Source organism: Microtetraspora sp. NBRC 16547, assembly GCF_030268965.1.
In the GTDB taxonomy this organism is placed as follows: domain Bacteria; phylum Actinomycetota; class Actinomycetes; order Streptosporangiales; family Streptosporangiaceae; genus Microtetraspora.
Map to the genome: position 1 here is coordinate 227,702 of NZ_BSSE01000004.1, position 25,589 is coordinate 253,290.

The 25,589-nt window shown below is 69.6% G+C and carries 24 protein-coding genes and 1 pseudogene; 12 read left to right on the top strand and 13 right to left on the bottom strand.

The genetic code is table 11. The features are described 5' to 3' along the window. The first annotated feature begins 119 nt into the window (after positions 1 to 119). Positions 120 to 587: an Lrp/AsnC family transcriptional regulator gene (locus tag QSK17_RS08455; protein ID WP_285703967.1), complete on the top strand. Its 468-nt coding sequence runs from the start codon at positions 120 to 122 to the stop codon at positions 585 to 587. Positions 588 to 732: 145 nt separating this feature from the next. Then, complete coding sequence (locus tag QSK17_RS08460) at positions 733 to 2,976, top strand: transglycosylase domain-containing protein (protein WP_285703969.1); 2,244 nt, start codon at positions 733 to 735, stop codon at positions 2,974 to 2,976. A gap of 129 nt (positions 2,977 to 3,105) precedes the next feature. Here the strand turns inward: QSK17_RS08460 and QSK17_RS08465 are convergent. From QSK17_RS08465 to QSK17_RS08480, 4 genes and pseudogenes are all read right to left on the bottom strand, one after another. Further along, a pseudogene (locus tag QSK17_RS08465) lies at positions 3,106 to 5,128 on the bottom strand (thioredoxin domain-containing protein). A gap of 79 nt (positions 5,129 to 5,207) precedes the next feature. Then, positions 5,208 to 5,525: a hypothetical protein gene (locus QSK17_RS08470; RefSeq protein ID WP_285703970.1), complete on the bottom strand. Its 318-nt coding sequence runs from the start codon at positions 5,523 to 5,525 to the stop codon at positions 5,208 to 5,210. Next, on the bottom strand, positions 5,525 to 6,427 hold the full coding sequence (locus QSK17_RS08475; RefSeq protein ID WP_285703971.1) for a nucleotidyl transferase AbiEii/AbiGii toxin family protein: 903 nt from the start codon (positions 6,425 to 6,427) through the stop codon (positions 5,525 to 5,527). Before QSK17_RS08475 ends, QSK17_RS08470 begins: the two co-directional genes overlap by 1 nt. After that, the gene (locus QSK17_RS08480; protein ID WP_285703972.1) at positions 6,427 to 7,038 is read right to left on the bottom strand and encodes a type IV toxin-antitoxin system AbiEi family antitoxin domain-containing protein; all 612 of its coding nucleotides are present in this window, start codon (positions 7,036 to 7,038) and stop codon (positions 6,427 to 6,429) included. Before QSK17_RS08480 ends, QSK17_RS08475 begins: the two co-directional genes overlap by 1 nt. Positions 7,039 to 7,143: 105 nt before the next feature. Between QSK17_RS08480 and QSK17_RS08485 the strand changes: the two genes are divergently transcribed. Beyond that, positions 7,144 to 8,304: a hypothetical protein gene (locus QSK17_RS08485; RefSeq protein ID WP_285703974.1), complete on the top strand. Its 1,161-nt coding sequence runs from the start codon at positions 7,144 to 7,146 to the stop codon at positions 8,302 to 8,304. On the opposite strand, the gene QSK17_RS08490 is transcribed toward QSK17_RS08485, so the two are convergent. The 3 genes from QSK17_RS08490 to mca are packed head-to-tail and all read right to left on the bottom strand — an operon-like array spanning position 8,305 to position 9,654. Beyond that, positions 8,305 to 8,583 (bottom strand): GNAT family N-acetyltransferase, encoded by a 279-nt coding sequence (locus tag QSK17_RS08490; protein WP_285703975.1) that lies wholly within the window; start codon positions 8,581 to 8,583, stop codon positions 8,305 to 8,307. Positions 8,584 to 8,586: 3 nt separating this feature from the next. Further along, a complete protein-coding gene (locus QSK17_RS08495; protein WP_285703976.1) occupies positions 8,587 to 8,763 on the bottom strand; it encodes a hypothetical protein in 177 nt (58 codons plus the stop codon). A gap of 9 nt (positions 8,764 to 8,772) precedes the next feature. Further along, on the bottom strand, positions 8,773 to 9,654 hold the full coding sequence (gene mca, locus QSK17_RS08500; protein WP_285703977.1) for a mycothiol conjugate amidase Mca: 882 nt from the start codon (positions 9,652 to 9,654) through the stop codon (positions 8,773 to 8,775). A 117-nt stretch (positions 9,655 to 9,771) separates the two neighbouring features. Here mca and QSK17_RS08505 point away from each other — a divergent pair, with 117 nt between their 5' ends. The 3 genes from QSK17_RS08505 (at position 9,772) to QSK17_RS08515 (ending at position 12,382) form a co-directional block, all read left to right on the top strand. Next, on the top strand, positions 9,772 to 10,260 hold the full coding sequence (locus QSK17_RS08505; RefSeq protein ID WP_285703978.1) for a DUF4307 domain-containing protein: 489 nt from the start codon (positions 9,772 to 9,774) through the stop codon (positions 10,258 to 10,260). Between the two features lie 76 nt (positions 10,261 to 10,336). After that, the gene (gene greA, locus QSK17_RS08510) at positions 10,337 to 10,837 is read left to right on the top strand and encodes a transcription elongation factor GreA (protein ID WP_285703979.1); all 501 of its coding nucleotides are present in this window, start codon (positions 10,337 to 10,339) and stop codon (positions 10,835 to 10,837) included. Positions 10,838 to 11,011: 174 nt separating this feature from the next. Next, entirely contained in the window at positions 11,012 to 12,382 is a 1,371-nt protein-coding gene (locus QSK17_RS08515) for a C40 family peptidase (RefSeq protein WP_285703980.1), read from the top strand. Positions 12,383 to 12,440: 58 nt separating this feature from the next. Here the strand turns inward: QSK17_RS08515 and QSK17_RS08520 are convergent, their stop codons facing one another. The 3 genes from QSK17_RS08520 to QSK17_RS08530 all read right to left on the bottom strand — a co-directional run bounded on the left by QSK17_RS08520 (position 12,441) and on the right by QSK17_RS08530 (position 16,209). After that, entirely contained in the window at positions 12,441 to 13,991 is a 1,551-nt protein-coding gene (locus QSK17_RS08520; RefSeq protein ID WP_285703981.1) for a peptide ABC transporter substrate-binding protein, read from the bottom strand. 114 nt (positions 13,992 to 14,105) lie between these two features. Beyond that, positions 14,106 to 14,738 (bottom strand): acyl-CoA-like ligand-binding transcription factor, encoded by a 633-nt coding sequence (locus QSK17_RS08525; protein ID WP_285703982.1) that lies wholly within the window; start codon positions 14,736 to 14,738, stop codon positions 14,106 to 14,108. Next, positions 14,716 to 16,209 carry a DHA2 family efflux MFS transporter permease subunit gene (locus tag QSK17_RS08530; protein WP_285703983.1) on the bottom strand — a complete coding sequence of 498 codons (1,494 nt, stop codon included), beginning with the start codon at positions 16,207 to 16,209 and terminating at the stop codon, positions 14,716 to 14,718. Before QSK17_RS08530 ends, QSK17_RS08525 begins: the two co-directional genes overlap by 23 nt. 78 nt (positions 16,210 to 16,287) lie before the next feature. Between QSK17_RS08530 and abmR the strand changes: the two genes are divergently transcribed. The 5 genes from abmR to phoH2 all read left to right on the top strand — a co-directional run bounded on the left by abmR (position 16,288) and on the right by phoH2 (position 21,825). Beyond that, positions 16,288 to 16,806, top strand: a complete 519-nt coding sequence (gene abmR, locus QSK17_RS08535) for an ATP-binding transcription factor AbmR (protein WP_285703984.1) — start codon at positions 16,288 to 16,290, stop codon at positions 16,804 to 16,806. Between the two features lie 269 nt (positions 16,807 to 17,075). Beyond that, positions 17,076 to 18,872: a phosphoenolpyruvate carboxykinase (GTP) gene (locus QSK17_RS08540; RefSeq protein WP_285703985.1), complete on the top strand. Its 1,797-nt coding sequence runs from the start codon at positions 17,076 to 17,078 to the stop codon at positions 18,870 to 18,872. Positions 18,873 to 18,930: 58 nt separating this feature from the next. Then, on the top strand, positions 18,931 to 19,509 hold the full coding sequence (locus QSK17_RS08545) for a hypothetical protein (RefSeq protein ID WP_285703986.1): 579 nt from the start codon (positions 18,931 to 18,933) through the stop codon (positions 19,507 to 19,509). Between the two features lie 39 nt (positions 19,510 to 19,548). Continuing rightward, positions 19,549 to 20,322 (top strand): isoprenyl transferase, encoded by a 774-nt coding sequence (locus QSK17_RS08550; protein ID WP_285703987.1) that lies wholly within the window; start codon positions 19,549 to 19,551, stop codon positions 20,320 to 20,322. 198 nt (positions 20,323 to 20,520) lie between these two features. Then, positions 20,521 to 21,825, top strand: a complete 1,305-nt coding sequence (gene phoH2, locus QSK17_RS08555) for an RNA 5'-3' helicase PhoH2 (RefSeq protein ID WP_285703988.1) — start codon at positions 20,521 to 20,523, stop codon at positions 21,823 to 21,825. A gap of 41 nt (positions 21,826 to 21,866) precedes the next feature. Here the strand turns inward: phoH2 and QSK17_RS08560 are convergent, their stop codons facing one another. From QSK17_RS08560 to QSK17_RS08570, 3 genes are read right to left on the bottom strand one after another with little or no spacing between them, the layout of a single operon-like run. Continuing rightward, positions 21,867 to 22,469: a hypothetical protein gene (locus QSK17_RS08560; RefSeq protein ID WP_285703990.1), complete on the bottom strand. Its 603-nt coding sequence runs from the start codon at positions 22,467 to 22,469 to the stop codon at positions 21,867 to 21,869. After that, complete coding sequence (locus QSK17_RS08565; RefSeq protein WP_285703991.1) at positions 22,466 to 23,896, bottom strand: ATP-binding protein; 1,431 nt, start codon at positions 23,894 to 23,896, stop codon at positions 22,466 to 22,468. The genes QSK17_RS08560 and QSK17_RS08565 overlap by 4 nt, the downstream gene beginning before the upstream one ends. Next, positions 23,893 to 24,567 (bottom strand): response regulator, encoded by a 675-nt coding sequence (locus QSK17_RS08570; protein WP_285703992.1) that lies wholly within the window; start codon positions 24,565 to 24,567, stop codon positions 23,893 to 23,895. Before QSK17_RS08570 ends, QSK17_RS08565 begins: the two co-directional genes overlap by 4 nt. Positions 24,568 to 24,834: 267 nt before the next feature. Here QSK17_RS08570 and QSK17_RS08575 point away from each other — a divergent pair, with 267 nt between their 5' ends. Continuing rightward, entirely contained in the window at positions 24,835 to 25,533 is a 699-nt protein-coding gene (locus tag QSK17_RS08575) for an aggregation-promoting factor C-terminal-like domain-containing protein (protein WP_285703993.1), read from the top strand. Positions 25,534 to 25,589: the final 56 nt, after the last annotated feature.

Here is a 25,589-nt window from a genome sequence, read left to right on the forward strand (position 1 = left end):
GCCCTCGCGCCCGCCCGTCCGTCCGCGCATGCTCGGCTCTGGCCACGATGTGCACCATATGGGAAAATCAGTAGACAATCTGCCCAGTTACCGCCCCCCGATCCTGGGAGAACGTCGTGATGATCGATCAATTGGATGTACGGCTCATCTCGATGCTGGCCGCCGAGCCCCGCATCGGTGTGCTGGAGTGCTCACGCAGGCTCAACGTGGCCCGCGGCACCGTCCAGGCCAGGCTCGACCGCATGGTGGCGCGCGGGGTGATAACGGGATACGGCCCGGACATCGATCCGACCGCGCTCGGATACGGCGTGACGGCCTTCGTGACCCTCCAGATCCGGCAGGTGAGCGGGCACAGCCCGGTCGTCGACCGGCTCGCGCTCGTGCCGGAGGTGCTGGAGGTCCACACCATCACCGGCGGCGGCGACATGCTGTGCCGGGTGGTCGCCCGCAGCAACGCCGACCTCCAGCGCGTCATCGATCTCATCGTCGACGTCGACGGCGTGGTCCGCACCTCGTCGGTGATCGCGCTGGACACGCCCGTGCCGTACCGGACCCTGCCACTCGTCGCCGCCGCGAACCGGAACTGAGAACCGAGAGCCGGGGACGGCGACCCGGAGGGGGTGCAAAGAAGGTCCGCTCGACACGCCAACCATCGTTATCCGTCATTTACCTTTGAATGGTTCGCCCAGGCATCGCAGGGGCAGCGAAAGCGTGAACAATCGGGGGTAATGCGTGGAGACCGACGAGATTCCGGAGCAGCCGTCAGGGCCGGAGTCGCCGTCCGAGCCCAAGCGGAAACGGCCGAGGAGGCGGTTCTTCAGGATCGCCCTGATCACCTTCGGGGTCTGCGTGGGCGTGATGATCGGCCTGTTCGGCGTCGTCTGGACCATGACGCCGATCCCCGACACGACGCAGGACGACGCCACCGCCCAGGGGTCGGTGATCTACTACCGGAACGGCAAGACCGTCCTGGCCACCGAGGGTAAGAATCGCAAGAACGTGCCGCTCAGCGAGGTTCCCGTGCCGGTCAGGCAGGCCGTCATCGCCGCCGAGAACCGGACCTTCTACAGCGACAGGGGCGTCTCCATCTCGGGTACGGCGCGTGCGATCTGGTCGACGGTCACCGGGCAGCAGCTCCAGGGCGGCTCGACGATCACCCAGCAGTTGGTCCGCAACTACTACAGCGGGCTCAGCCAGGAGCGTTCCGTCGAGCGCAAGCTCAAGGAGATCATGATCTCCCTGAAGGTGGATCGGTCCAAGTCCAAGGACTGGGTCCTGGAGCAATACCTCAACACGATCTACTTCGGCCGCGGCGCGTACGGCATCCAGGCCGCGTCCCAGGCGTACTTCGACAAGAACGTGCGGGACCTGACCACGGCCGAGGGCGCCTACCTCGCCGCGGTGATCCAGCAGCCGTCCCGCTTCGCCAACCCCGAGGGCGACGTCCTCGACGCCGCCAAGGCGCGCTGGCGGTCGGTCGTCGACGGCATGGTCCAGACCCGCGCGCTGACCCGCGAGCAGGCCGCGGCGCTCACCTTCCCCACGCTGGCCAAGCAGAAGGCCCCGATCAGCCGCAACGGCCAGAACGGGTTCATGGTCGAGCAGGTCATCGCCGAGCTGCACCGGCTGGGCTACACCGACGAGGACATCAGCCAGGGCGGCCTGAAGATCACCACGACATTCGACAAGAAGCTGATGAAGCTCGCCGAGGAGTCGGTGAAGTCGGTCCTGCCCGACAACACGCCGAAGAAGGTGCGGACCGGCCTGGCCGCCGTCGATCCCCGGACGGGCGAGGTCCTCGCGTTCTACGGCGGCAGGTACGAGTCCAACCAGTACGACAACGCCTTCTCCGCCAAGGTCCAGGCGGGCTCGACCTTCAAGACGTACACGCTGGCCGCCGCGCTGGAGAACGGCTACGGCCTCACCAGCCGGGTCAACGGCAACTCGCCAATGCATATCGCCTCGGCCACCATCCCGAACTCCGGCGGCCGGTCGTACGGCTCCGTCGACCTCGTCGAGGCCACCCGCAACTCGGTGAACACCGCGTTCGTGGACCTGGGGCAGCAGGTCGGACTCAGCAAGGTCGCCAAGGCGGCCGAGGCGGCCGGCATCCCCGCGGACCAGCTCGCCCCGCACCAGGCGGCCGCCACGTTCCCTCTCGGCGTCGCCTCGGTGAGCGCCGTACAGCAGGCGTCCGGGTTCGGCACCTTCGCGGCCGAGGGCATTCACCACGACGTCCACGTGATCCGCTCGATCACCGATGCCAGCGGGAAGACCCGGAAGATCACCACGCCGGGCACGCGGGCCTTCAGCGAGGAGACCGCCGCCGACACGACGTACGCCCTGCAGCAGGTGGTGCGCGGCGGCACCGGCACCGCGGCGCAGCTGCCCGGCCGGCCGGCCGCCGGGAAGACCGGCACCACCGACAAGTCGGCCGCCGCCTGGTTCACCGGCTACGTCCCGCAGCTTTCGGTCGCGGTCAACATGTTCCGCGATGACAACAAGCCCGTGGAGGTCCCCGGATACGGCGCGCTCTACGGCGGGACGCTGCCCGCGCAGATCTGGAAGAGCTTCATGTCGGAGGCGATGGACGGCAAGCCTGTCAAGGACTTCCCCGGGCCGTCGTCCTACTACTACGACGGTGGCGGATACAACTCCTACGACGGTCCGTACGGGTCGTACGACGGCTACGGCGACCGGTTCGGCCAGGGCAACGGAGGGAACCCGTCGCCGAACCCCGAGTCGTCGGTCACCGATCCCCGCTCCCCGAACCCGGGGGGGCCGGGCGGCGGCGAGACCACCGGACCCGGCCGTCCCGACAACGGAGGCGGCACGGGCGGTACAGGCGGCGGGACCGGAGGCGGCCCGGGCGGTGGGACCGGAGGCGGCCCGGGCGGTGGGACCGGAGGCGGCACGACGGAGCCGCCGGGGAACACCGGCGACACCGAGGCGCCACCCGACCAGCCGATCCAGTGAGCCCGTCCCGGCCGCGCCCCGAGGCGAAGTGCACCCGGCTGGAGGCGCTGGCGGGCCCCGCCCGACAGACCTCCAGCGGATCGTCCGGTCAGTGGTGCGGCGGTCCGGGCGTGGGCTACGCCCGGACAGTCACCGGGCCAGTTCCGCCTTCAGCTCGGCCGGGGTGGTGACCGGAGCCCGGCAGGTGAACCGGCGGCACACGTATGCCGCCGGGGCGCCGTCCACCATCGGCCGCCCGTCGAGCAGCGGAACCTCCCGATCCCGCACGTCCCGGTCGCCGGCACCCGGCTCTCCGAGCGCGATCACCAGTCCGGGCGCGGTGGACAGGAGGGCGGCGCGGTGCAGCGCCGCCGTACGCGGATCATCGGCCGGGCCGACGATCGCCACCTCGGCCGGGCCGTGCAGCGCGGCCTCGGCCACCGCCAGGCCCCAGCCCGCGAACCTGGCGTACTTCCCGGCCAACACGGTCACCGTGCCCAGCGCCGCCTCGGCGGCCTCCCTGTGCCGGGCCGAGCCGGTGAGCGCGGCATACGAGAGCAGCGCCCCCGCCGCCGCGAACTGCCCGGACGGCACGGCGTTGTCCGTCGGGTCCTGCGGGCGCTGGAAGAGGCGCTCGCCGTCGTCCGCGGTGTCGAAGAACCCGCCCGACCCGTCGAAGAACCTGGTCAGCACCGTTTCGAGCAGTTCGCCGGCCAGGCCGAACCAGCGGGTCTCGCCGGTCACCCCGTAGAGGGCGAGGAAGCCCTCGGCCACGTCCGCGTAGTCCTCCAGCACGCCGGCGTTGTGGCCCGCCCGGCCGTCGCGTGATGTGCGCAGCAGCCGCCCGCCGTCCATGTGCAGCCGGGCGAGGAGGCCGGCCGCCGCCGTCGCCGCCTCGACCAGGTCGGGCCGCTCGAACAACGCCCCCGTCTCGGCCAGGGCCGCGATGGCCAGGCCGTTCCACGCGGCCACCACCTTGTCGTCCCGTCCCGGTCGCGGCCGCTCCTCGCGCGCCGCCAGCAGTGCCGTACGGACCCGGTCGAGACGGGCTCGGTCGTCCGGGTCGGCGAGGAGCTGGAGCACGGAGGTGCCGTGCTCGAAGGTGCCGGTGACCTCGAACACGGAGGTCGCCCAGGCACCGTCGTCGTCCCCCAGGACCTCGCGGAGTCGGCCGGGGGTCCAGACGTAGAACAGGCCCTCGCCGCGGCGGCCGTCCGGGCCCGCGCTGTCGGCGTCCAGGGCCGAGGCGAAGCCGCCCTCGGGTGTGCGCATCTCGCGGAGCAGCCACTCCGCCGTCTCCAGCGCCACCCGCCGGGCGAGCGGCGAACCGGTCGACCGCCACCAGTGGGTGTACACGCGCAGCAAGAGGGCGTTGTCGTACAGCATCTTCTCGAAGTGCGGCACGACCCATCCGGCGTCCACGGAGTATCGCGCGAAGCCGCCGCCGAGCTGGTCGTACATCCCGCCCCTGGCCATCGCGTCCATGGTCTTCTCGGCCATGGCGAGCGCGTCGGGCGTCCCGTGCCGGAGCAGGAACTCCAGCACCATGGACGGCGGGAACTTCGGCGCGCCGCCGAAACCACCGTTGCGCGGGTCGAACCCGCCCGACAGATCGCGTACGGCCTGCTCGAGGATCGCCGCCGTGGGCAGCGGGCCGGACGGCAGCCGCGCCTGCTCGTTCAGGGCCTCGACGATCTTCGATCCCTGCCGCACGACGGTGTCGCGGTCGTTCCGCCACGCCTGCGAGACGCCGTGGAGCAGCCGCTGGAACTGCGCGCGCGGGAAGTACGTCCCGGCGTAGAACGGATCGCCGTCCGGGGTGGCGAAGACCGTCATCGGCCAGCCGCCCTGCCCCGTCATCGCCTGGGTGGCGGTCATGTAGACCGCGTCGACATCGGGCCGCTCCTCCCGGTCGACCTTGATGTTGACGAACCACTCGTTCATCAACTCGGCGGTCCCCGGGTCCTCGAACGACTCGTGCGCCATCACATGGCATCAGTGGATGTCAAGAAGCGAGTAACCAATGGCAAGACGAATACCCCACTGAGATCAACAGGGGTACGTCTCGCCTACTCGCTTCTTGCATCGCCTCCTCTCCCCATGGCCACCAATCCACAGGATTGCCAGCGTGTTGGAGGAGGTAGGGAGAAGTCTCGCTACCAAGCCGGTTCATACGGCCAGCCTCTCACACGGTCAGAAGAGGACAACGCGAGTAAGGATCACATGGTGGTCGTCTCGGTCGTTTCCCTCGCTCATGGGACGGTGTTCTCCTGCCGGCGGCGGAGGATCTCGTCCATGGTCGTGGTGCGCAGCGTCCCGGCTTCCGCCGCCGCGCGAACGTGCTCACGGTCCGGATCGGTGTCGAGCATCGCGCGGCCCCACCAGGCGGTCATGACGCCGTCCAGCTCCGGGCCCTGCTGGGCCTGGAGCAGCTCCGCGAAGAACTGGGCGCGACGGCTGCCGTGCAGGGCGTCGGAGATCCCGCCGATGGTCCTGGGGACTCTCGGTCGCTCGTTCGCGACCTTGTGAATGGGGTGACCCCGCGAAGGCGCCGCGGGTGGCCCGGACATCACGGCAGCCACCTCCGCCCGAGTGCGTTCCAGCTGACGGCACCGGCCTCTCCCACGAGGAGTGGGTCGGCGAAGGTGACGACGTCGGCGATGAGGTCCCGGAAGAGCTGCGGATAGGAGTTCCCGGCCACTCCCTGCTTCCTCCGCCAGACGGAGTAAGGGGTCTGCCGGCTGTCCGGCAGGTCCAGGATCACGTCAGAGAGCCTTTTCATGGTCACGCCGCGATGGGACGCCGTTCTTTCCAGGGCCGCGCGCACGGACGGGCCGTCGAGGTTGTGACGGCCGGTGAGCTGCCAGATGTCCGCGTAGTCCCGGTCGCGGGTGTTCATGCTGGAGCGTTCCAAAGCAGTCGATATCTTTTCCGCCAGCACGTTCTCGATGGGGTAGCCGAGGAGCGGGAAGCCGCCGTCGCCGATCAGCGTGGGGTAGGCGATCGTCTCGGGTCCCGGCGTGATCGGATCGCCGAAGCTCACGTCCAGTTGGAGGCGGGCGCGGGACCTGCCGAGCAGCGCGGGAACGATCACCCGCACGCCTCCGTAGAGATCGTCCTCGCGGATGGCGGAGGTGCGGATCGTCGTGACGTCGAAGCGCAGCCCGTCTCCGGCCTCCGTCGAGGCGATGGAGACGACTCGGGAGAGGACACTCTGTTCGTCGTTCGCGAATCCGCGCCCCATCAGGTCGATGTCGCGAGTGACCCGGCGCGCGCCGAAGGCCGCGAGGAGCAGGCCGCCTTTCAGGATGAACTGCCCGGCCATCTGGGACGAACTGAGTCGACGGAGGAAGCCTTCGAGGGCGTACAACGTGATCAGATCGTCGGTGTTGCGGCCCTCGCGCCGTGCGAGATTGCGCAGGGCGTTGTAGGCGAGACCTTCCGGCGTGTCACGTGGGGGGTTGGGGGACATCAGTCGAGCACCACCTGGATCGCGTTCCGTAGGGGGCCCGCGCCGCCGAGAAGTTCCGCATACCCCAGCAGATCGCTGGGTGAGGTCCCGCGGCGTCGCAGGTAGGACCGAAGAGCCCGCAGGGCGACCTGATCGCCGACGATGTGACGCAATCGCATGCAGTCGACCACGGTCCGTGACGCAGAATAGATTCTCACGGGCTCGGCTGGAGCCGCCTCCCAATATTCGACCCCTTCCTCGAAGGTCGCCCCGGCGAACCGGTGGACGCGCACCAGGGGGTACGTGATCCGGGGGAGCGGCCCGCCGCGCGGCACGGCGAGGTTGACCTCGCCGGGGATCTCGTCGGTGAGGTCGTGTACGGCCAGTGCCGTCTCCAGGCAAAGAACCCCGTGGGGGACCCGGGTGCAGGCCGCGAGCAGATCGACATGCATGGTGAGCGGCGCGTCGCTCTTGCGGTACACACCCCGGCTCAACTCCCAGATCAGCCCCACCTCGCGAAGGCGTGCGAGAGCGTTGGAGCCGATGCCGCCCTCCCTGGCCTGGGCGGCGGTGAACGTGGGGCCGAGACGGTCGAGATGCCGCGCCGACACGGAGTGCTTGGGGTCGATCACGATTCAAAGTAACACCACGTCGTCAGGGGTGGCGTTACTTTTAAATGCGGGTCTCCTGAGGTGGGGGATGTGTTCTCGGGGCGGCACGGCGTAGGCTCACGGGGCGTGAGCTTGGATTTGGACTTCGCCGTCCGGCACGCGGGCCGTCCGGCGAGTGAGTTGACGCGACGCGACGTGGCGCGAGTGCTGCTGGCGGTGCCGTCGGGGCAGGCCCTTGTCGCTCTTCCCGATCTGAGGCGCGAGCTGCTGGCGGCGGGCAACCCGCTGTCGGTCCCCTTCTGGGACTCGGCCAAGGCGACGCTGTCCCGGATCGAGGCCGGCCTGGCGACCGTCGGCGACGTGCAGCGCTGGCTCGAATCCACGGGAAGCGAACCGATCCTGCTCACCCGCAGCTATTTCGTCTGGCCGGAGGAGGGCGAACGCGGGCCGGTCGCCACCGAGATGCACGCCCGGATGGTCGCGTTCCTGGAGGAGCGCGTCGCGTCCGGCCAGATCGACGTGGACGCGCTGGCCGCCGGCGACACCGACGCCCGGCACGCGTACGAGCAGTTGCAGGAGCACTGGCTGAGCGCGCCGCTGCCGGACGGCCGGGTGCCGGGCGCGGCGGTCAGCGACGAGCAGGATGAGGAACTGTACGCCGCGTGGGACGAGGAGGAGGCGTACGCGCTGGGCGAGCTGCGCCGGGTTCTGGCCGAGCTGCCCGAGCCGCCGCTCCCCGTCGGCGATCTCCGCTCCGCCGCCCTCCGGCTCCGCGTGACGCTGACGGAGGACGGCTACCCGGGGAACGTGCTGCGGGCCTGCGCGGGCTTCGAAGACGGAGTGTTCCCGGAGCGCGATGAGGACCTCTGGCTCGCGGTGGCGGCCGGCATCGCCTCGCCGATCTCGGATCTGCCCGACGAGGAGGACGCCGCCCGGTTCTTCGACCTGGAGGGGGAGCTGAGCCACGAGGACTCGATCCTCGCCTCGCTCTGCGCCATCAACCACGCCGACTGGCTGGCGGCGGTGACCACGCTGGCGAGGTACGGCCCAGGCGTGCTGGCCTCACCCGAACGTATCGCGCGGTTCATCGCCGACTCCGAGGACGTCGATCTGGACGCCGAGGACACCCTGGGCGAGTCCGAGGACCTGGAGGCGACCGAGATGCTGTTCACCGCGGTCACCCCGCTGTGGGCGTATCTCGGCATCGTGGACAAGGCCGAGGTGTTCACCCCGCTCGGCTGGTGGGGCCTCTCCAAGGCGTTGGAACGCGCCTGGTCGGCGGGCTGATCACTCAGCCAGCAGGTCGCGGTACTCCGGATGGCGCTCGATGTATCGGGCGACGAACGGGCACAGCGGCTCCACGCTCCGCCCGGTCTCCCGAACCTGGTCCAGGGCGCCGCCCACCAGGCGGCTGCCGAGGCCCTTGCCCTCGAACTCCTTGCGGATCTCGGTGTGGGTGAAGACGACCACGCCGTCGCGGAGGCGGTACTCCGCGAAGCCGGCGACCTCATCGTCGAGCCGGAGCTCGTACCGCGAGGCCGCCGCGTCGTGGACCACTTCGGACACTCTTCAAGCCTCGCGCACGGGGATGGCGGGCTGCTCGCGCTCGTGCGGCACCTCGATCTTCGTCATCTGCTTGTTCATCGACTTGATCAAGAAGAACAGCGCGAAGCCGATGGCGGCGACGACGATGAAGCCGAGAAGCCCTGGGCCGAAGCTGAGACCGGGTGCGGTGGTTGGGTTCACGCTCCCAGCTTACGAGCAGGCGGGAGTGACCTCCGCGTGGATCCCCGTGAAGATGTCGTCCTCCGGAAGCGAGGTGTCCACCAGGGACCGCGCGAGGTGGTAGTCCTCCGTCGGCCAGACCTCCTGCTGGATCTCACGCGGGCAGACGAACCAGAACCCGTCGGGATCGACCTGGGTGGCGTGCGCGATCAGGGCCTGGTCGCGGATCTCGAAGTACTCGGCGCACGGCACCTTGGTGGTGACGTCCCACTTCTGCGGGCGGTCCTCCCACCGGGCGATCCAGTCGGCGTACGGCGAGCCCATGCCGCGCGCGTTCATCGCCTCGTGCAGCGCCTCGAACCGCTCCTTGCTGAACCCCATGTGGTAGTAGAGCTTCAGCGGCTGCCAGGGCTCGCCGGTGCCGGGGTACTTGTCGGGGTCGCCGGCCGCCTCGAACGCCTCGATCGAGACCCGGTTGGTCATGATGTGGTCGGGGTGCGGGTAGCCGCCGTTGTCGTCGTACGTGAGGATCACGTGCGGGCGGAACTCGCGGATCAGCGCGACCAGTGGCGCCGCCGCCACCTCCAGCGGCTGTACGGCGAAGCACCCGTCGGGCAGCGGCTCCGTCTCGTCCTCGGGGAGGCCCGAGTCGACGAAGCCGAGGAAACGCTGCTCCACGCCGAGGATCTCCCGCGCCCGCTCCATCTCCAGGCGGCGCACCTCGCCGATGTTCTCCACGATCTCCGGCCGGTCCATCTTGGGGTTCAGCACGGAGCCGCGTTCGCCGCCGGTACACGTGGCGACGAGGACGTCCGCACCTTCTCGCACGTAGCGGGCCATCGTGGCGGCGCCCTTGCTCGACTCGTCGTCGGGGTGCGCGTGAACGGCCATCAGCCTCAGCGGTGCACTCACGGCTCTCCTCAATGTGTCCAGTCAGCTCACCGAAGAGGTTAGCTTCTGGAGGGGGCGAGACCCCCGGGTTGGACAATTGTTTCGGACAACACCGTATGACCCCAGGGAGATTCCGCGATGGCCGCCGAATCAAGCAGCAGGGCCGCCACCGGGCCCGCCACCGCGACCACCCCCGAGCCCGGCGATGCCCATGAAAGGACCGGCACGATCGACGCTCCCATCCTCGGCACGCCCGACGACTTCCCGGAGCGGCCGCAGAGGCGCCGGGGCGTCCTGGCGTACGTCGTCATCGGTCTGCTCGTCGTCGTGATGGCGGGCGGCTGGGGATACGTGCTGATGGCCGCGCGCGGCAACCCTGAGGTGCGGGCCGACGTGATCACCTATGACGCCGGCGCGCACGACTCGGCCGCGGTCACCTTCACAGTGCACAAGCCCGCCGACCGCGAGGCGATCTGCCGGTTGCGGGCCGTCGACGTCTACCACACCGAGGTCGGCATCAAGGAGGTCACCATTCCGTCGGGTAAGTCGGACCTCACGCTGACGGAGGAACTGATGACGAGTGCCCAGGCCACAAGCGTGGTCGTCCAGTACTGCGATCTCGTATAGTGGAATCTTTGGGGAAGCGTTCGAAGGCGTTAACTTGTAAGCCTTTCGAGTCACTTAGAGGAATCAAGGAGAGCCCGTGGCCGTCTCCCAGAACGACAACGTCACCTGGCTGACGCAAGAGGCGTACGACCGCCTCAAGGAGGAGTACGAGTACCTTTCCGGCCCGGGTCGCACGGATATCGCGAAGAAGATCGAAGCCGCCCGTGAAGAGGGCGACCTCAAGGAGAACGGCGGCTACCACGCCGCCAAGGACGAGCAGGGCAAGATGGAGGCCCGGATCTTCCATCTCCGCCAGATCCTGGACAGCGCCAAGGTCGGCGAGGCGCCCCGCGCCGAGGGTGTCGTCGGTCCCGGGATGACCGTGACGATCCGATTCGTGGGTGACGACGATGAGGTGACCTTCCTGCTCGCCTCCCGCGAGGAGAGCGGAGCGCCCATCGACGTTTACTCGCCGAAGTCGCCGCTCGGCTCCGCCATCAACGGCAAGAAGATCGGTGAAAAGGCGATGTACACCCTGCCGAACGGCCGTCAGAACGAGGTGGAGATCCTCGAGGCCGTTCCGTACATCGGCAACTAGGTCCTGTTCGAGGGCCCGACCCCACCACACATGCTTCGACCCGTCGGTACGTCTTCGTGCCGGCGGGTTTCGGCATGTGCGCCGATTGCGGTATTCGCGCCTGTACGGCAGTCTCGTTGATCAGGCTCGCCGATCCCTTCCTGGAGCGGGCCGACGGGGCGGAGATGGGGTGGGATGGTGCTCGACCGGCGCGCGGGTTCCTCGTTCCGGACGAGCGTCGCGCGGGTGATGTCCGAGACCCGCCAGGACCTGGCCTATCGGCCGCGGATGTCGCCCCGCCGCCGGATGCCCCGCGCCGCCGTCCCCGTCATCGCGGCGCTCTTGGTCTCCGTCTTCACCGCCGATCTGGTGGTCCTCAGCCATGATCCCGGCACGTCGCCCGTACGGCAGCAGGCAGCGCGGGGCCACGGTGGTGAGCGCGGTGGCGGGCCCGGTGGTGAGCGCGGTGGCGGGCAGGGTGGTGAGCGCGGTGGCGGGCAGGGTGGTGAGCGCGGTGATGACCGCGGCGGCGAGCGCGACCGGCGGGTGGCGTCCGCGCAACAGATCACGGCGACGACGCCCGCGGTGGCGCCGCTCAAGGAGCTGCGCGACCCGCACCTGTTCGTGGTGGCGCGGGGGCCGCTCTCCCCGGCCGTCGTGGCGAAGGTACGGGCGGTGAAGGGCGTGGCGGCGGCCGAGGTGACCGACGCCGCCGACGTCATGATGGACGGCAAGCGGGTGCAGACCCTGGGGGTGGACCCCTCGACGTTCCGTCCTTTCACGCCGAAGACGACGGCCAGGTCGGACGCCCTGTGGAACAACGTCGCCGCCGGTGAGGTGGCGGTCTCCTTCGACCTGGGCCAGGACGGCGGCATCAAGCTGGGCTCCACCGTGACCGGTGGCCGGCTGCGGCTGCGCGTCGGCGCGTACGCCACGATGGGCATGGGCTCGATCGCCGCCGTGGTGTCGCGGCAGACCGCGCGCACGCTGGGCATCCCCGAGGGCAACGCCATGGTCATCAGCGCGCCCAAGGTCGATTCCGGGAAGCTGCGCAGGAAGCTGCTGAAGATCCTGCCGAAGGGCAGCCAGGTGGCCACGATCAACCCGGTGGTCATCCTGCCGCCCGGCCGGACCACGTCGCAGAAGACCTGGCCGGTGACCGCGTTCATGTCGGTCGACCAGCTCAGGGTCGCGCTCCAGGCCGCGGCCGGCAAGCTGGGCCGCCCGTACGTGTGGGGCGCGGAGGGCCCGAACAGCTTCGACTGCTCGGGCCTGGTCCAGTGGGCCTACGGCCAGGCCGGGGTCCGGATGCCGCGGGTCACCACGCAGCAGTGGGCGACCGGGCCGCAGGTGCCGCTGTCCCAGGCCCAGCCGGGCGACCTGCTGTTCTGGCGGAACGACCCGACCAACCCCAACTACATCTCGCATGTGGCGATCTACTGGGGCGGCGGCAAGATGTTGCACGCGCCGCGTACGGGCGACGTCGTCAAGATCGCCCCGGTCTACACCCGGAACCTGGCCGGGGTGGTCCGGGTCAGCCCCTGGGTCGCCGCCCGCGTGCGGTGAGTCACGCGGGCGGCACTGTCAACGGCGGCTTCGCGGGGGCCAGGGGCGGCCGGCGGACTCACGCGAGCTTGACGGTCACGGGGTCCAGCCATCCGGTCGGGGTGAGCTCGGCCTTGGCGATGCGCGTGGAGTATCCGGCCTGCTGGCTGTAGACCCAGAGGGGGATGGCGGGCAGATCCCTGACGAGCAGCGCCTCGGCCTGCTGGTAGAGCGCGTTCGCCTTGGTGGGGGAGCTCTGCCGGTCGGCCGCGCGCAGCAGCGCGTCGAACCGGGGGTTCCGGTAGCGGCTGTCGTTGGACACCCCGTCCGAGGCGTACATGGGAGCGAGCACGTTCTGGATGTGCGGGTAGTCGAGCTGCCAGCCCGCCCGGATCATGCCATTCAGCCGTCCGCCGGTCACGGCGTCCCGGAAACCGGCGAAGGTCGGCATCGCCTTGGGGACGACCTTCACCTTGCCGCCGAGCGTCTTGGTCACGCTCTCGGCGACGCGCTTGACCCATTCGGCGTGCGGGCTGTCGGCGTTGTAGTACAGCGGGAGCGCCGCGGGCGGCCGGAAGCCTGACGCGAGGGCCTTCGCGAGGTATTTGCGTGCCTCACCAGGGTTGTACGAGCACACCTGCCCGCAGGAGTCGCGCCTGCTGCCTTCGGCGGTGGGCGGGACGAAGGAGTGGGCGGGGACGCGACCGCCGCCGAAGACCTCTCTGGTGATCGTCTCCCGGTCGATCGCCATCGAGACGGCCTTGCGGAAGTCGATGTTCGCCGCGACCTTCGCGGGAAAGGCGACCAACTGAACGGTGTGGCCCGCGCGGTTGAGCACGCGCCCGCCCAAGTCCTTCTTGAAGGTCGCCAGCTTCGTGGAGGGGATCAGGCTGGTGAAGTCGAGGTCGCCGGCGCGCAGGTCCGCGTAGAGGGCGGTCTCGTCACGGTAGACCCGGTAGACGATCCTGGAGACAGCCGGCTTGGCCCCGGGGTAATCGTCGAACCGCTCCACCACGCTCTTCGACGAGAGCGACCACGAGACGACCCGGAACGGGCCGTTGCCGATCGGCTTCTTGCTGAAGCTCGCCGGGTTCTTCAGGGTCGAGTCCGGCAGGGGGGAGAAGGCGAGCATGCTGAGCTTCTTCACGAAGGGGCTGAAGGGCCTCGACAGGGTGATGGTGAACGTGTGGTTGCCCGTCACCTTCAGCCCGGACATCCTCCGGCTGCCGTACCCCTTGATCTCCTCGAAGAGGAAGGAGTTGTCCGTCTTCCCCGAGGCGACCTGGTTCCACGCCTCGACGAAGTTGCGCGCCTTGACCTCCGTGCCGTCGTGGAACTTCCAGCCCTTGCGCAAGGTGACATGGAAGACCTGGTTGTCCTTCGTGATGATCGACTCGGCGACCGCGTATCGGGATCTGGAGGTGCCGGGCTCGTACTCGGTCAGCCCGGTGAAGAGCGCGTCCAGTTGTTCGGAGCCGCAGGGGTCCACGGTTCCGAGATCCAAGAACTGGTAAGGCGTGCAGGTCCCGACGGTGATCTCCGATGCGCTGTCGGCGTGCGCCGTGCTCCCCAGAGCCGTACAGGGGAGCAGGGTCAGGGCCGCGACGGCGGCGAGTCTCTGACGAGACATTTCCGGCCTCCAGGGGCGATTTTCCCGTAAAAATCAGGTAGATCACCTTATGGGGCAGGCCGGCTCCTCGCCCCTGGCACAGGCTGCGGCTTGATCACGATTCTTGATCGAGATTCAGACCGGCAGGCCGCTCTCAAGGAGGCCCAGGGCCTCGTCGACCACGTCGGGCAGGGACCGGGTGCCGTTCGCGGCGCTCCAGCTGAACAGCGCTGGGAGAATCGCCCCCACCACGGCCCCGGCGAGGGTCTGTACGGCGGGGGCGGCCCTGTCCCGGCCCGTGCGCTCGGCGACCACCCCGGCCAGCACGTCCACCGTGGTCACCAGGTTGTCCAGGCTGCGGGCACGCACGGCCGGGATCTTCATCATCAGGCCGATCCGGGCGCGGACGTCCTCCAGCTCCGACTGGGGCACCTGCGCGAAGGCCGTGCGAATGCCCTGGCGGATCGCGGCGAGCGGGGGCAGCTCGGGCGGCTGCGCCCGCACCATCGCCACGAGCAGCGGGTCGTAGTCGTCCTGGATGATCAGGTCTTCTTTGGTCGGGAAGTACCGGAAGAACGTGCTCGGAGACACCTCGGCCGCTTCGGCGATCTGCTCGACGGTGGTGGCCTCGTATCCCTGTTCGGCGAACAGCCGGAGAGCGTGTTCCTGGATGGTCCGCCGGGTCTTGGCCTTTTTGCGCTCGCGCAGGCTCAGGACGGCCCGCTCCGGCGAGTCCGCGGCCCGGTCAGCGCGCTGAGGTGAGCTCATGCTCCGATTTTGCCGTCTTCGGAGCGGACCTGGGAAGGAAGATCAACATCAGCGGGGCGGCGACCAGGGACGCGGCCCCGCACAACAGGAGCACCACGTCCATGCCGGAGACGAACGCCTCGCGGGCGTCGTGCAGGAGGCCGGGGTCGCCGAGCGCCACCGCCGCCGTGACCGAGTCCTTCGCCATCTGGGGCGCGCCGGACGGCAGGCCGCCGGCGTAGACGGCGGAAAGGAGGCTGCCGAGCCCCGCGACGCCCATGGTCCCGCCGACCTGGCGCATGGTCTGGAGCGTCGCGGAACCGGAGCCGGAACGCTCCTCGGGCAGCGTGGCGAGCACGCCGTCCATCGCGGGAACCATCGTGAGGCCGACCCCGGCGCCGACCACCGCCAGCCAGGCGGCGATGAAACCGTACGACGAGGTCGCCCCGGTGGCCGCCCCGACGGCGAAGCCGGCCGCGAGGAGCAGCAGGCCGGCGGTCATGACGGACCGCAACCCGAGGCGCTCGACCAGGCGTTCCCCGGCCAGGCCCCCGGCCATCAGGCCGGCCACCATGGGGATCAGCCGGACGCCGGTGCCGAGGGCGTCGTGCCCCAGCACGGCCTGGAGGTGCTGCGGCATGACGAACAGCAGGCCGGACATGCCGAGGCTGACCAGGGTGGCGCCGACCGCGCCCCACAGGAACACCCGGCTACGGAAGAACCCGAGGTCCATCATGGGCGCCGTGGCCCGCCGCTCGACGGCGACGAAGGCCGCGAGCAGGACGACGCCCGCAGCCAGGCTCGCCAGCACCGCCGGGTCGCCCCATCCGTCGATCGGGGCCTGGATGACGCCGTACACGAGGGCGGCGAGACCGGCCACCGAGAGCAGCGCGCCCGGGATGTCCAGCCGGGTGGCCGACGCGTCGCGGGACTCCGGGAGGAGTACGGCCGCCGCGACCAGGCTGACCAGCACGACGGGGATGTTGATCAGGAAGATGGAGCCCCACCAGTAGTGATCGAGCAGATAGCCGCCGACGATGGGGCCGAGCGGCAGCCCGAGCGCCATGGCGGCGCTCCACACGGCGATCGCCTTGCCGCGCTCCTCGGGCCCGAAGACGCTCGGCAGGATCGACATCGACAGGGGCATGATCAGGGCCGCGCCCGTACCCATGAGCGCACGGGCGGCGATGAGCGATCCGGTGCCCTCGGCGAACGTGGCGACGACGGACGCGATCCCGAACGCCGCCAGGCCGCCGAGGAGGACGCGCTTGCGCCCGAACCGGTCGCCGAAGGCGCCCGCGGGCAGCATCAGGGCCGCGAACGGAACCATGTACGCGTCGATGATCCACTGCAGCTCGCCGGTCGTCGCGCGGAGGTCCGTGGCCAGCGTCGGCAGGGCCACGTTGAGGATCGTCGCGTCCAGGCCGAGCACGAGGACGCTGAGGACGAGCGCGCCGAGAGCCCACCAGCGCGCAGAACTGAAAGTCACCATGAAATGAGAGTAACTACCAAAAGAATGCCCACTGTCAATGCCTGGCCATCGCGAGGATGTGGTTGTAATCTCGATTACATGGATACAGAAGAGCAGTTGCGAGGCTGGTTCGCCGGACGCCTGCCGGAGGGCTGGTTCACCGAGGCGCCCGAAGTGGTGCTGGACCGCGAGGAGATCGCCGTCGTCGGCGTCGTCCCCCCGCTGACGGTGGCGCGCGGGCTGCCCGAGTTGGAGCGTTCCGCCGCTCTGGAGGGCTACGTCGAGCGGTTCCGCGAGGAAACCAGGGAGCGCCGGATCGAGATCGCCCGCGAGGCGGAGCGCCGGTTCCGCCGGAAGGTCTCCTGGGGGATCGTCGTCGAGGGCGAGAGAGTGATGTTCACCACGTTGTCGGTTCCAGTTATGACCCGGTTGCGGCAGCCGGAGCGGCAGGTCCTCGACACTCTTGTCGCCGCTGGGGTCGCCCGCAGCCGCAGTGACGCGCTGGCCTGGTGCGTCCGTCTCGTGGGCCGGCACACCGACACCTGGCTCGCTGACCTGCGGGATGCCCTGCAGCACGTGGACCGGGTCCGCGCCGCCGGGCCGGAGCACGTGGACTAAACCAATTGCGAAAATGGCCTAGACCACTGGCGATGGCCTATACCAATATCGTCGGACGGAGTTGATCGAGCGGTCGGAACTCGTTTCTTTAAGGCGCTATCCACTGGGTAGGCTCCACGAACCGTCACGGCTCCTGCCTGGCCAAACTCCATTACGGAGCCGTGTGGACCCGAATGCCGCCGGATATGGGCGTGGTCTACGCCAATTGGATTCCGCGGCCATTCGTCGTCAATGATGATTTGGTCCTTCGAGAAAAAGGAGCCGGTTCCGTGTCCGTATCAGCAGAGGTGCGCGTTCCGACGACTCACGCCGAGTTGGCCGCCTGGGTCAGGGAGATCGCCGAGCTGACCCAGCCCGACAGGGTCGAATGGTGCGACGGTTCCGAGGCCGAGTGGACCCGTCTGACGAACCTGCTCGTCAAACAGGGCACCCTCACGCGGCTCGCCCAGCGGCCCAACAGCTTCCTCGCGACCTCGGACCCGAGCGACGTCGCCCGGGTCGAGGACCGCACGTACATCTGCTCGGAGCGGGCCGAGGACGCGGGGCCGACGAACAACTGGATCGCCCCCGCCGAGATGCGGCGGACGTTCGGCGAACTGTTCAAGGGATGCATGCGCGGCCGCACGATGTACGTCGTGCCGTTCTGCATGGGACCTCTCGGCGGCACCATCTCGCAGCTCGGCGTTGAGATCACCGACTCGCCGTACGTGGCGGTGTCCATGCGGATCATGACCCGCATGGGTGAGGAGGCGCTGCGCCTGATCGAGGAGCGCGGCGAGTTCGTCAAGGCCGTCCACTCCGTGGGCGCCCCGCTGGCCGCCGGCCAGGAGGACGTGCCGTGGCCGTGCAGCGAGACCAAGTACATCAGCCACTTCCCGGAGACCCGCGAGATCTGGTCGTACGGCTCGGGCTACGGCGGCAACGCGCTGCTCGGGAAGAAGTGCTACGCGCTGCGGATCGCCAGCGTCATGGCCAGGGACGAGGGCTGGCTGGCCGAGCACATGCTCATCCTCAAGCTCACGCCCCCGCAGGGTGAGGCGCGGTACGTCGCCGCGGCGTTCCCGTCGGCGTGCGGCAAGACCAACCTCGCCATGCTCCAGCCGACGATCCCCGGCTGGAAGGTCGAGACGATCGGCGACGACATCGCGTGGATGCGCTTCGGCCCCGACGGCCGCCTGCACGCCATCAACCCCGAGGCGGGGTTCTTCGGCGTGGCGCCCGGGACCGGCGAGTCCACCAACGCCAACGCGATCGAGACCCTCTGGGGCAACAGCATCTTCACCAACGTCGCGCTGACCGACGACGGCGACGTGTGGTGGGAGGGCCTCACCGACGAGCCGCCGGCCCACCTCACCGACTGGAAGGGCCGCTCCTGGACGCCGGAGTCCGGCGAGCCGGCCGCGCACCCGAACGCGCGCTTCACCACCCCGGCCGGGCAGTGCCCGACGATCGCTCCGGAGTGGCAGGACCCGGCGGGCGTGCCGATCTCGGCCATCCTGTTCGGCGGGCGCCGGGCGACCGCGGTCCCGCTGGTGACCGAGTCGCTGAGCTGGCAGCAGGGTGTCTTCCTCGGCGCCAACGTGGCCTCCGAGAAGACCGCGGCGGCCGAGGGCAAGGTCGGCGAGCTGCGCCGCGACCCCTTCGCGATGCTGCCGTTCTGCGGCTACAACATGGGCGACTACTTCGCCCACTGGATCAAGATCGGTCAGCAGGCGGACGCCGCCAAGCTGCCGCGGATCTACTACGTCAACTGGTTCCGCAAGGACGCGAACGGCCGCTTCCTGTGGCCGGGCTTCGGCGAGAACAGCCGGGTGCTCAAGTGGATCGTCGGCCGGCTGAACGGCCAGGAGGACGCCGTGCCGAGCCCGATCGGCAACCTGCCCGCCGGGCTGGACACCGAGGGCCTGGACGTCTCCGAGAGCGACATGGCGGAGCTGCTCAGCGTCGACCCCGAGGTGTGGCGCGAGGAGGCGGCGCTCGTGCCGTCCTTCTTCGAGACCTTCGGCGACAACCTGCCCAAGGAGCTCTGGGACGAGTACCGCGCCCTCGTCGCGCGGCTCGGCTAACTCTGACTTGCCCGTTTTGGGGTGTTAGCGGCGAGTTGTCGCGGCTAGCGTGTGAAACGTGCAGGGGCTACGGTGCGTGGACGGCTCATACCTTGCCGTTAATCCGGTGCCGTGCCGGGACAGGCTCGGCGTTCCGTACGAGGTGACGCTGGACCTGTACCGGGACGGTGTGCCGTACGGAACGGTCGGGGAGCGGTGCGGCTGGTTTCTGGCCAGGATGGCCAGGGTGATCGCGGACGCGAGAGCGGACGGCGGTCCCCTGGCCGGTGACTGGCCGGATCCGGAGGACCGCTTCCCCGGCGGCGAGGGCGAGCTGTTCGCCTTCCGCTACCGGAGCAGGGGCGACGTGGTCGGCGGCGGCGAACTGCGCTGCCAGGTGCGGACGATGTCCTCATGGATCCCCGCGCGGCGGCGCGGCCGCGCTCCGCTGGGCGAATGGCGGGTCACCCGCAGGGCCTACCTGGAGGCGTGGGGCACGAGCGGCGTCGGCCTGCGCGCGGAGCTGACCTCGGGCCGCCTGGCCGCCTTCGTCGCAGGTCTCGTCGGTGACGCCGAGGAACGGCTGGGCGCGAGGTTCGAGATGGAACGTAACGGCAACGTCGTGAACGGAGCAGTCAGGGTGTCGCGGCCCCGATAATTGACCGGAGCCACCGGGTCGCGAGGGAAGAGGACTTGCATGGGCGTGCGCGATCTCGTGTACAAGCTGTACGAGCGCAGGCTCGAGCGGAAGCTCTCCGGACCCGGCAGCACGGCACTGATCCCCCGGCATGTCGGCGTGATCGTCGACGGCAATCGGCGGTGGGCCAGGGCGATGGGCCTGCGGGACGTGAACCGCGGGCACCAGAAGGGCGCCGACAAGATCAGCGAACTCCTGGGGTGGTGCCGGGAGGCCGGCGTCGAGTACGTGACGCTGTGGCTGCTCTCCACCGACAACCTCTCCCGTGACCAGGCCGAGCTCCAGCCCCTGCTCCAGGTGATCGAGGGCCTGGTGCGCGACCTCGTCGAGCAGGGATGGCACGTCAACCCCATGGGCTCGCTGGACCTCTTGCCCGATCACACGGCTCGTGTCCTGAAAGATGCAAAAGAAGCCACATCGCACCGCCCTGGCCTGATTGTGAACGTGGCCGTTGGGTATGGAGGAAGACGTGAGATCGCTGATGCGGTGCGCTCTCTCCTCCAGGAGCACGCCAGCAAGGGCGCGAGCATCGAGGACCTCGTCGAGGTCCTCGACGTGGAGCACATCGCGGAGCATCTCTACACGCGCGGGCTGCCCGACCCGGACCTCGTCATCCGGACGTCGGGAGAGCTGCGACTCTCCGGATTCCTGCTCTGGCAGAGCGCTCACTCCGAGTTCTACTTCTGCGAGGCCTACTGGCCTGACTTCCGCAGAGTCGACTTCCTGCGGGCGCTCCGCTCGTACGCCGCGCGGCACCGTCGGTACGGTTCCTGAAACGGCACGTGAACGCTCCCTTTCGGTCACGGTTCAGCTCTTGGGATCAAAGGGAACGTTACGTACCGTAGTGGGAGAGGGCCTGTCCTTGGTCGTGAGGGGGGCCGGAGTCCCGGTCCGCTTCCCCAGGGCACGGGTCCGGTCCGTTCACCACCATTCACGGCAGGGCGCCTTACCCCGGCGCCCGGGGGAGAACGCGTGGCACAGTCCTCGAGTAACCCAACCCGCACCTACATCCTGGACACCTCTGTCCTGCTCGCCGACCCGGCGGCGATGAGCCGCTTCGCCGAGCACGAGGTCGTCATCCCGGTCGTCGTCGTCACGGAGCTGGAGGCCAAGCGGCACCATCCCGAACTCGGCTACTTCGCCCGTGAAGCACTGCGCTTCCTCGACGACCTCAGGGTGCGGCACGGTCGCCTGGACGAGCCCATGCCGATCGGCGAGGGCACCATCCGGGTCGAGCTCAACCACAGCGACCCGTCGGTCCTTCCGGCGGGCTTCCGGCTCGGTGACAACGACACCCGCATCCTCACGGTCGCGCAGAACCTGGCGGCCGAGGGCTGCGACGTGGTGCTCGTCTCGAAGGACCTGCCCATGCGCGTCAAGGCCGCCTCGATCGGCCTCGCCGCGGAGGAGTACCGCGCCGGGATGGTGGTCGAGTCCGGCTGGACCGGCATGGCCGAGCTCCAGGTGACCACGGAGGACGTCGAGGCCCTCTTCGAGAGCGGCAGCGCCGACCTGGAGGAGGCGCGCGACCTCCCCTGCCACACCGGCCTGCGGCTGCTCTCCAGCCGCGGCTCCGCGCTCGGCCGCGTCATGCCGGACAAGTCCGTACGGCTGGTCCGGGGCGACCGTGAGGTCTTCGGCCTGCACGGCCGGTCGGCGGAGCAGCGGATCGCGCTCGACATCCTCATGGACCCCGAGGTGGGCATCGTCTCCATGGGGGGACGCGCGGGCACCGGGAAGTCGGCCCTGGCCCTCTGCGCGGGCCTGGAGGCCGTCCTGGAGCGCCGCCAGCACCGCAAGGTCATCGTCTTCCGCCCGCTGTACGCCGTGGGCGGCCAGGAGCTCGGATACCTCCCGGGCTCCGAGAACGAGAAGATGGGCCCCTGGGCCCAGGCCGTCTACGACACCCTCGGCGCGGTGACCACGCCCGAGGTGATCGAGGAGGTTTTGGACCGGGGGATGCTGGAGGTCCTCCCGCTCACCCACATCCGCGGCCGGTCGCTGCACGACGCGTTCGTCATCGTGGACGAGGCGCAGTCGCTGGAGCGCGGGGTCCTCCTCACGGTGCTGTCGCGCATCGGCGCCAACTCGCGGGTGGTGCTCACCCACGACATCGCCCAGCGCGACAACCTCCGCGTCGGCCGGCACGACGGCGTCGTCGCGGTGGTCGAGAAGCTCAAGGGGCACCCGCTGTTCGCCCACATCACCCTCACCAGGTCGGAGCGGTCGCAGATCGCCGCCCTGGTGACCGAGATGCTGGAGGACATCACCTTCTGATACCCGGCTCGGGAGTCATGGCGGGACACCTGGCCCGGGGGTCACGGCGGGAGATGGCCGTTCTCCGGGGCCAGGTCCCAGTACTCCCGGCAGGTGTGGATCTTCAGGGTCCCGGCCTCGCCCTGCGCGATCTCCACGGCCCAGATCTCCGGGCGCAGCCGCGCCGTACAGGTGATCTGGGCCATCGCGATCCTGGACATCCTCGGCCCGCTGACGAACACCCGCAGCCGCAGGCCGGCGCTGTCCGGGTCGTTGTGGCTCGCCGGATCGCGCGTGTACCGCACGAGCTGGACCTGGGCCAGCCGCATGCGGGACAGGGCCGTGCTGACGCCGCGCGGCGGGCGCCGACCGGCCCCGAACAGGGCGGAGAGCACGTCGTTGACGTGCGCGGAGGTCGCGGCCACGCTGGTGGCCTCCAGCCGCCCGGACCGGACGAGGTAGACGCGTACGAGCGTCGAGGCGTCGCTGATGGCCGGAGGCGGCCCCCCGTCGAACACCCTGGTCGGATCGACCCCGCACGCCGTGATCGCGATGACGAGCAGCGCGACCACCGCAGTACGGCCCACGGCGCGGGCCAGCACAGTGCGGGCCTGGGCCGGCTGGGTCATCACGCGGGGCATGGCAGGGGGCATGGTGCGGGTCATGGCGCCGGGATCCACAACGTGAAGAGGGTTCCGGGCTCGCATCGTCTGACCTCGATCGTGCCGCGGTGCAACTCGGCGTTGGCCTTGGCGATGGACAGCCCGAGGCCGCTGCCGACGCTGCGCGCCCGGCCCGTGCCCGCCTTGTAGAAACGCTCGAAGACGTGGGGGAGCGACCGCTCGGGGATGCCCTCCCCGTGGTCCCGTACGGTCACCTGGAGGCCGCTGGGCCGTACCCTGGCGCTCAGCAGCACCGGCTGGGCCCCGTGGTGCAGGGCGTTGCCGACGAGGTTGGCGACGATCACGTCGAATCGCCGCGGGTCGAGGGAGAACATCAGCCCGATCGGCACGGTGAGGTTGACCTGGTCGGCCCACCCGCGCACCTCCAGGCAGTCGGCCAGCGCGTCGCCCACGTCCACGCTCTCCCGGCGGAGCACGGCGGCGCCGGAGTCGAAACGGCTGACCTCGATGAGGTGCTCCACGAGGGTCTTGAGCCGGTCTATCTCGTGGAGGACGATGCGCACCGCCTCGCCCGCGTCGTCCGGCAGGCCGTCCGCCTCCTCGGAGAGCATGTCCGTCACCGCGGTCATCGCGGTGAGGGGCGTGCGCAGCTCGTGCGAGACGTCGGCGACGAAGCGCCGGGACATCGCCTCCAGGGTGCGCAGCTCGGACACCTTCTCCTCCAGCGCCTCCGCCGTCTCGTTGAAGATGGCGGTGAGCTCGGCCAGCTCGTCCTTCCCGCGTACGGGGAGCCGGATGTGCAGCTCGCCCGCGCCGAGCATGCGGGCGGCGGTACCGAGCCTGCGCACCGGGAGCAGCACCCGCCAGGCCGACAGCAGGGCCACGGTGAGCGCGATGGCCAGCGTGATCCCGCCGGCCTGGAGGAGCGAGCCGCGCAGCCGCTTGAGCACGCCCTCCTCGTCGCTCAGCGAGACGAAGACGTACGCGCTCAGGCCGGTGCCGCGCAAGGAGCCGTTCTGGTTGGCGCGGTAAATCTGGGTGGCGATCAGCAGCCACGGCCGGTCCTTCAGCCTGATCCGCTGGTAGACCAGACGCCGGGTGGCCTGCCAGCGGAGCTGGTCGGGCACGTCGGTCAGGGTGAACGGCGCGCCCCGGCTGGTGCTCTGGTGACCGCCGTACGTGACGATGACCGCGCGGTCGGCCCCGGTGAGCGCGTTGACGAGGTCGGCCAGGTCCTCGTCCGTGACCGTGGTGTCGCTCGGCCACACGACGTCGCTGGCGCCGACCGGGAGGGTGACCCGGGACAGCGTTTCGCGGACGTCGGAGACCGAGATCCGCTGCACCCGGTCCAGCAGCTCCCGGCGGACGAGCTGGTAGCCGAGCCCGGCCACCGACACGGAGGCGGTGATCGCCACCAGGAGGAAGGTGACCACCAGCCGGCCCCGCAGGCCGGTGGGAATCCAGCTCATGGCGGGCTGAAGCGGTACCCGAAGCCGCGGACGGTGTGGATGAAGACCGGCTCGGCCGGCACCGGCTCTATCTTGGCCCTGATCCGCTGCACGCAGGCGTCGACCAGCCGCGAGTCGGCGACGTGGGAGTGGTCCCACACGGTCCTGAGGAGGTGACGGCGGTTGAGCACCTGGCCCGGGTGGCGGACCAGTTCGAGCAGGAGACGCAGCTCCGTCGGGGTGAGGTGGATCTCGCGTCCTTCGAGCGTCACCTTCAGCGCGCCCCGGTCCACCATCAGGTCGCCGAAGCTGATCCGGTCGGACGAGGCGGACTCCAGCCGTCGCAGGACGGCGCGGATCCGCGCGTCGAGCACCCGGGGCTCGACCGGCTTGACGACGTAGTCGTCGGCCCCCGCCTCCAGGCCCACGACCACGTCGAGATCGTCTCCGCGCGCGGTGAGCAGGATGACCGGCAGCGAGTCCAGCTTGCGGATGCGGCGGCACACCTCGACCCCGTCGATGCCGGGCAGCATCACGTCGAGGATCACGATCTCCGGGCGCCGGGCCCGTACGTGGGCCAGGGCCTCCTCTCCCGTCGCGTACGCGGTCACGGAGTGGCCTTGGCGGGCGAGCGCGAGCTCGAGCCCCGTACGGACGGAGGGGTCGTCTTCGACCAGGAGGATGCCAGCCACGCGGACATTATGGTCCGTATGTCGGGAATTCCTTTGGGTGTCATGAAACCGTAACGTGACACGCACCTGGTCAGGACGAACAGGGGGGAGGCTCGCGAAGGGTCCTCCCTTCGGTGCGGGGGTCCGAAGGGCGGACCCCTGCCCTGTGATGAATATCACATATTTCGGAAAAGCCCACGTACTGGGCGGTTAGGGCAAAGAATTCGCCAACGGACTTTATTGTTTGGGTTGCGCGGTACCCCCTGGGACAGGGCAAGCTCATAGGTCGTGAGTTCTGGTCAGCAGCTGAAGGAGCGCGCGCCGCGTTCCCGTTCCAAGCGCCGGTCGGGTCCGAGCCTGCTGACCCCCAAGCGCGTCATCATCCTGGGCGTGACCCTGGTCCTCGTCGGCGCAGGCACCACGTACGTCGTCCGTACGGCCATCGAGAACGCGAACACCCCGCCACAGCCGCTGTCCCCTCTCGATCTGCTCGCGGGAGACCCGTCCGTCGCCAACCCCGCGATCGACGCGATGAAGGCGCAGGCCGCCCAGTCGCTCAAAGCCGACCGGCTGAAGACGAACCGCGACAACCTGAAGGACCTCGATCCCGTCAAGATCGCGAAGCAGGCGCCGGGCGGTGGCGGCTTCACCCCGGCCGACTTCCCGCCCGGCTCCACCCCCAACCCCGGCAGCAACAAGGCCCTCGGCCGGCAGATGGCCGCCGCGCGCGGCTGGGGCGACTCCGAGTGGGGCTGCCTGGAACGCCTCTGGGACAGGGAGAGCCACTGGAACGAGCGGGCCATGAACCGCTACAGCGGCGCCTACGGCATCCCGCAGTCGCTGCCGGGCAGCAAGATGGCCAGCGCCGGCGCCGACTGGCAGACCAACGCCGCCACGCAGATCACGTGGGGTCTCGGCTACATCGCCGGCCGCTACAAGACGCCCTGCGGCGCGTGGGGCCACTCCCAGGCCACCGGCTGGTACTGACCGGCTGGTAACTCAGCCGCGTTCCTAGCCTCGGTCAGGTTTGGTCGACCTTTCGG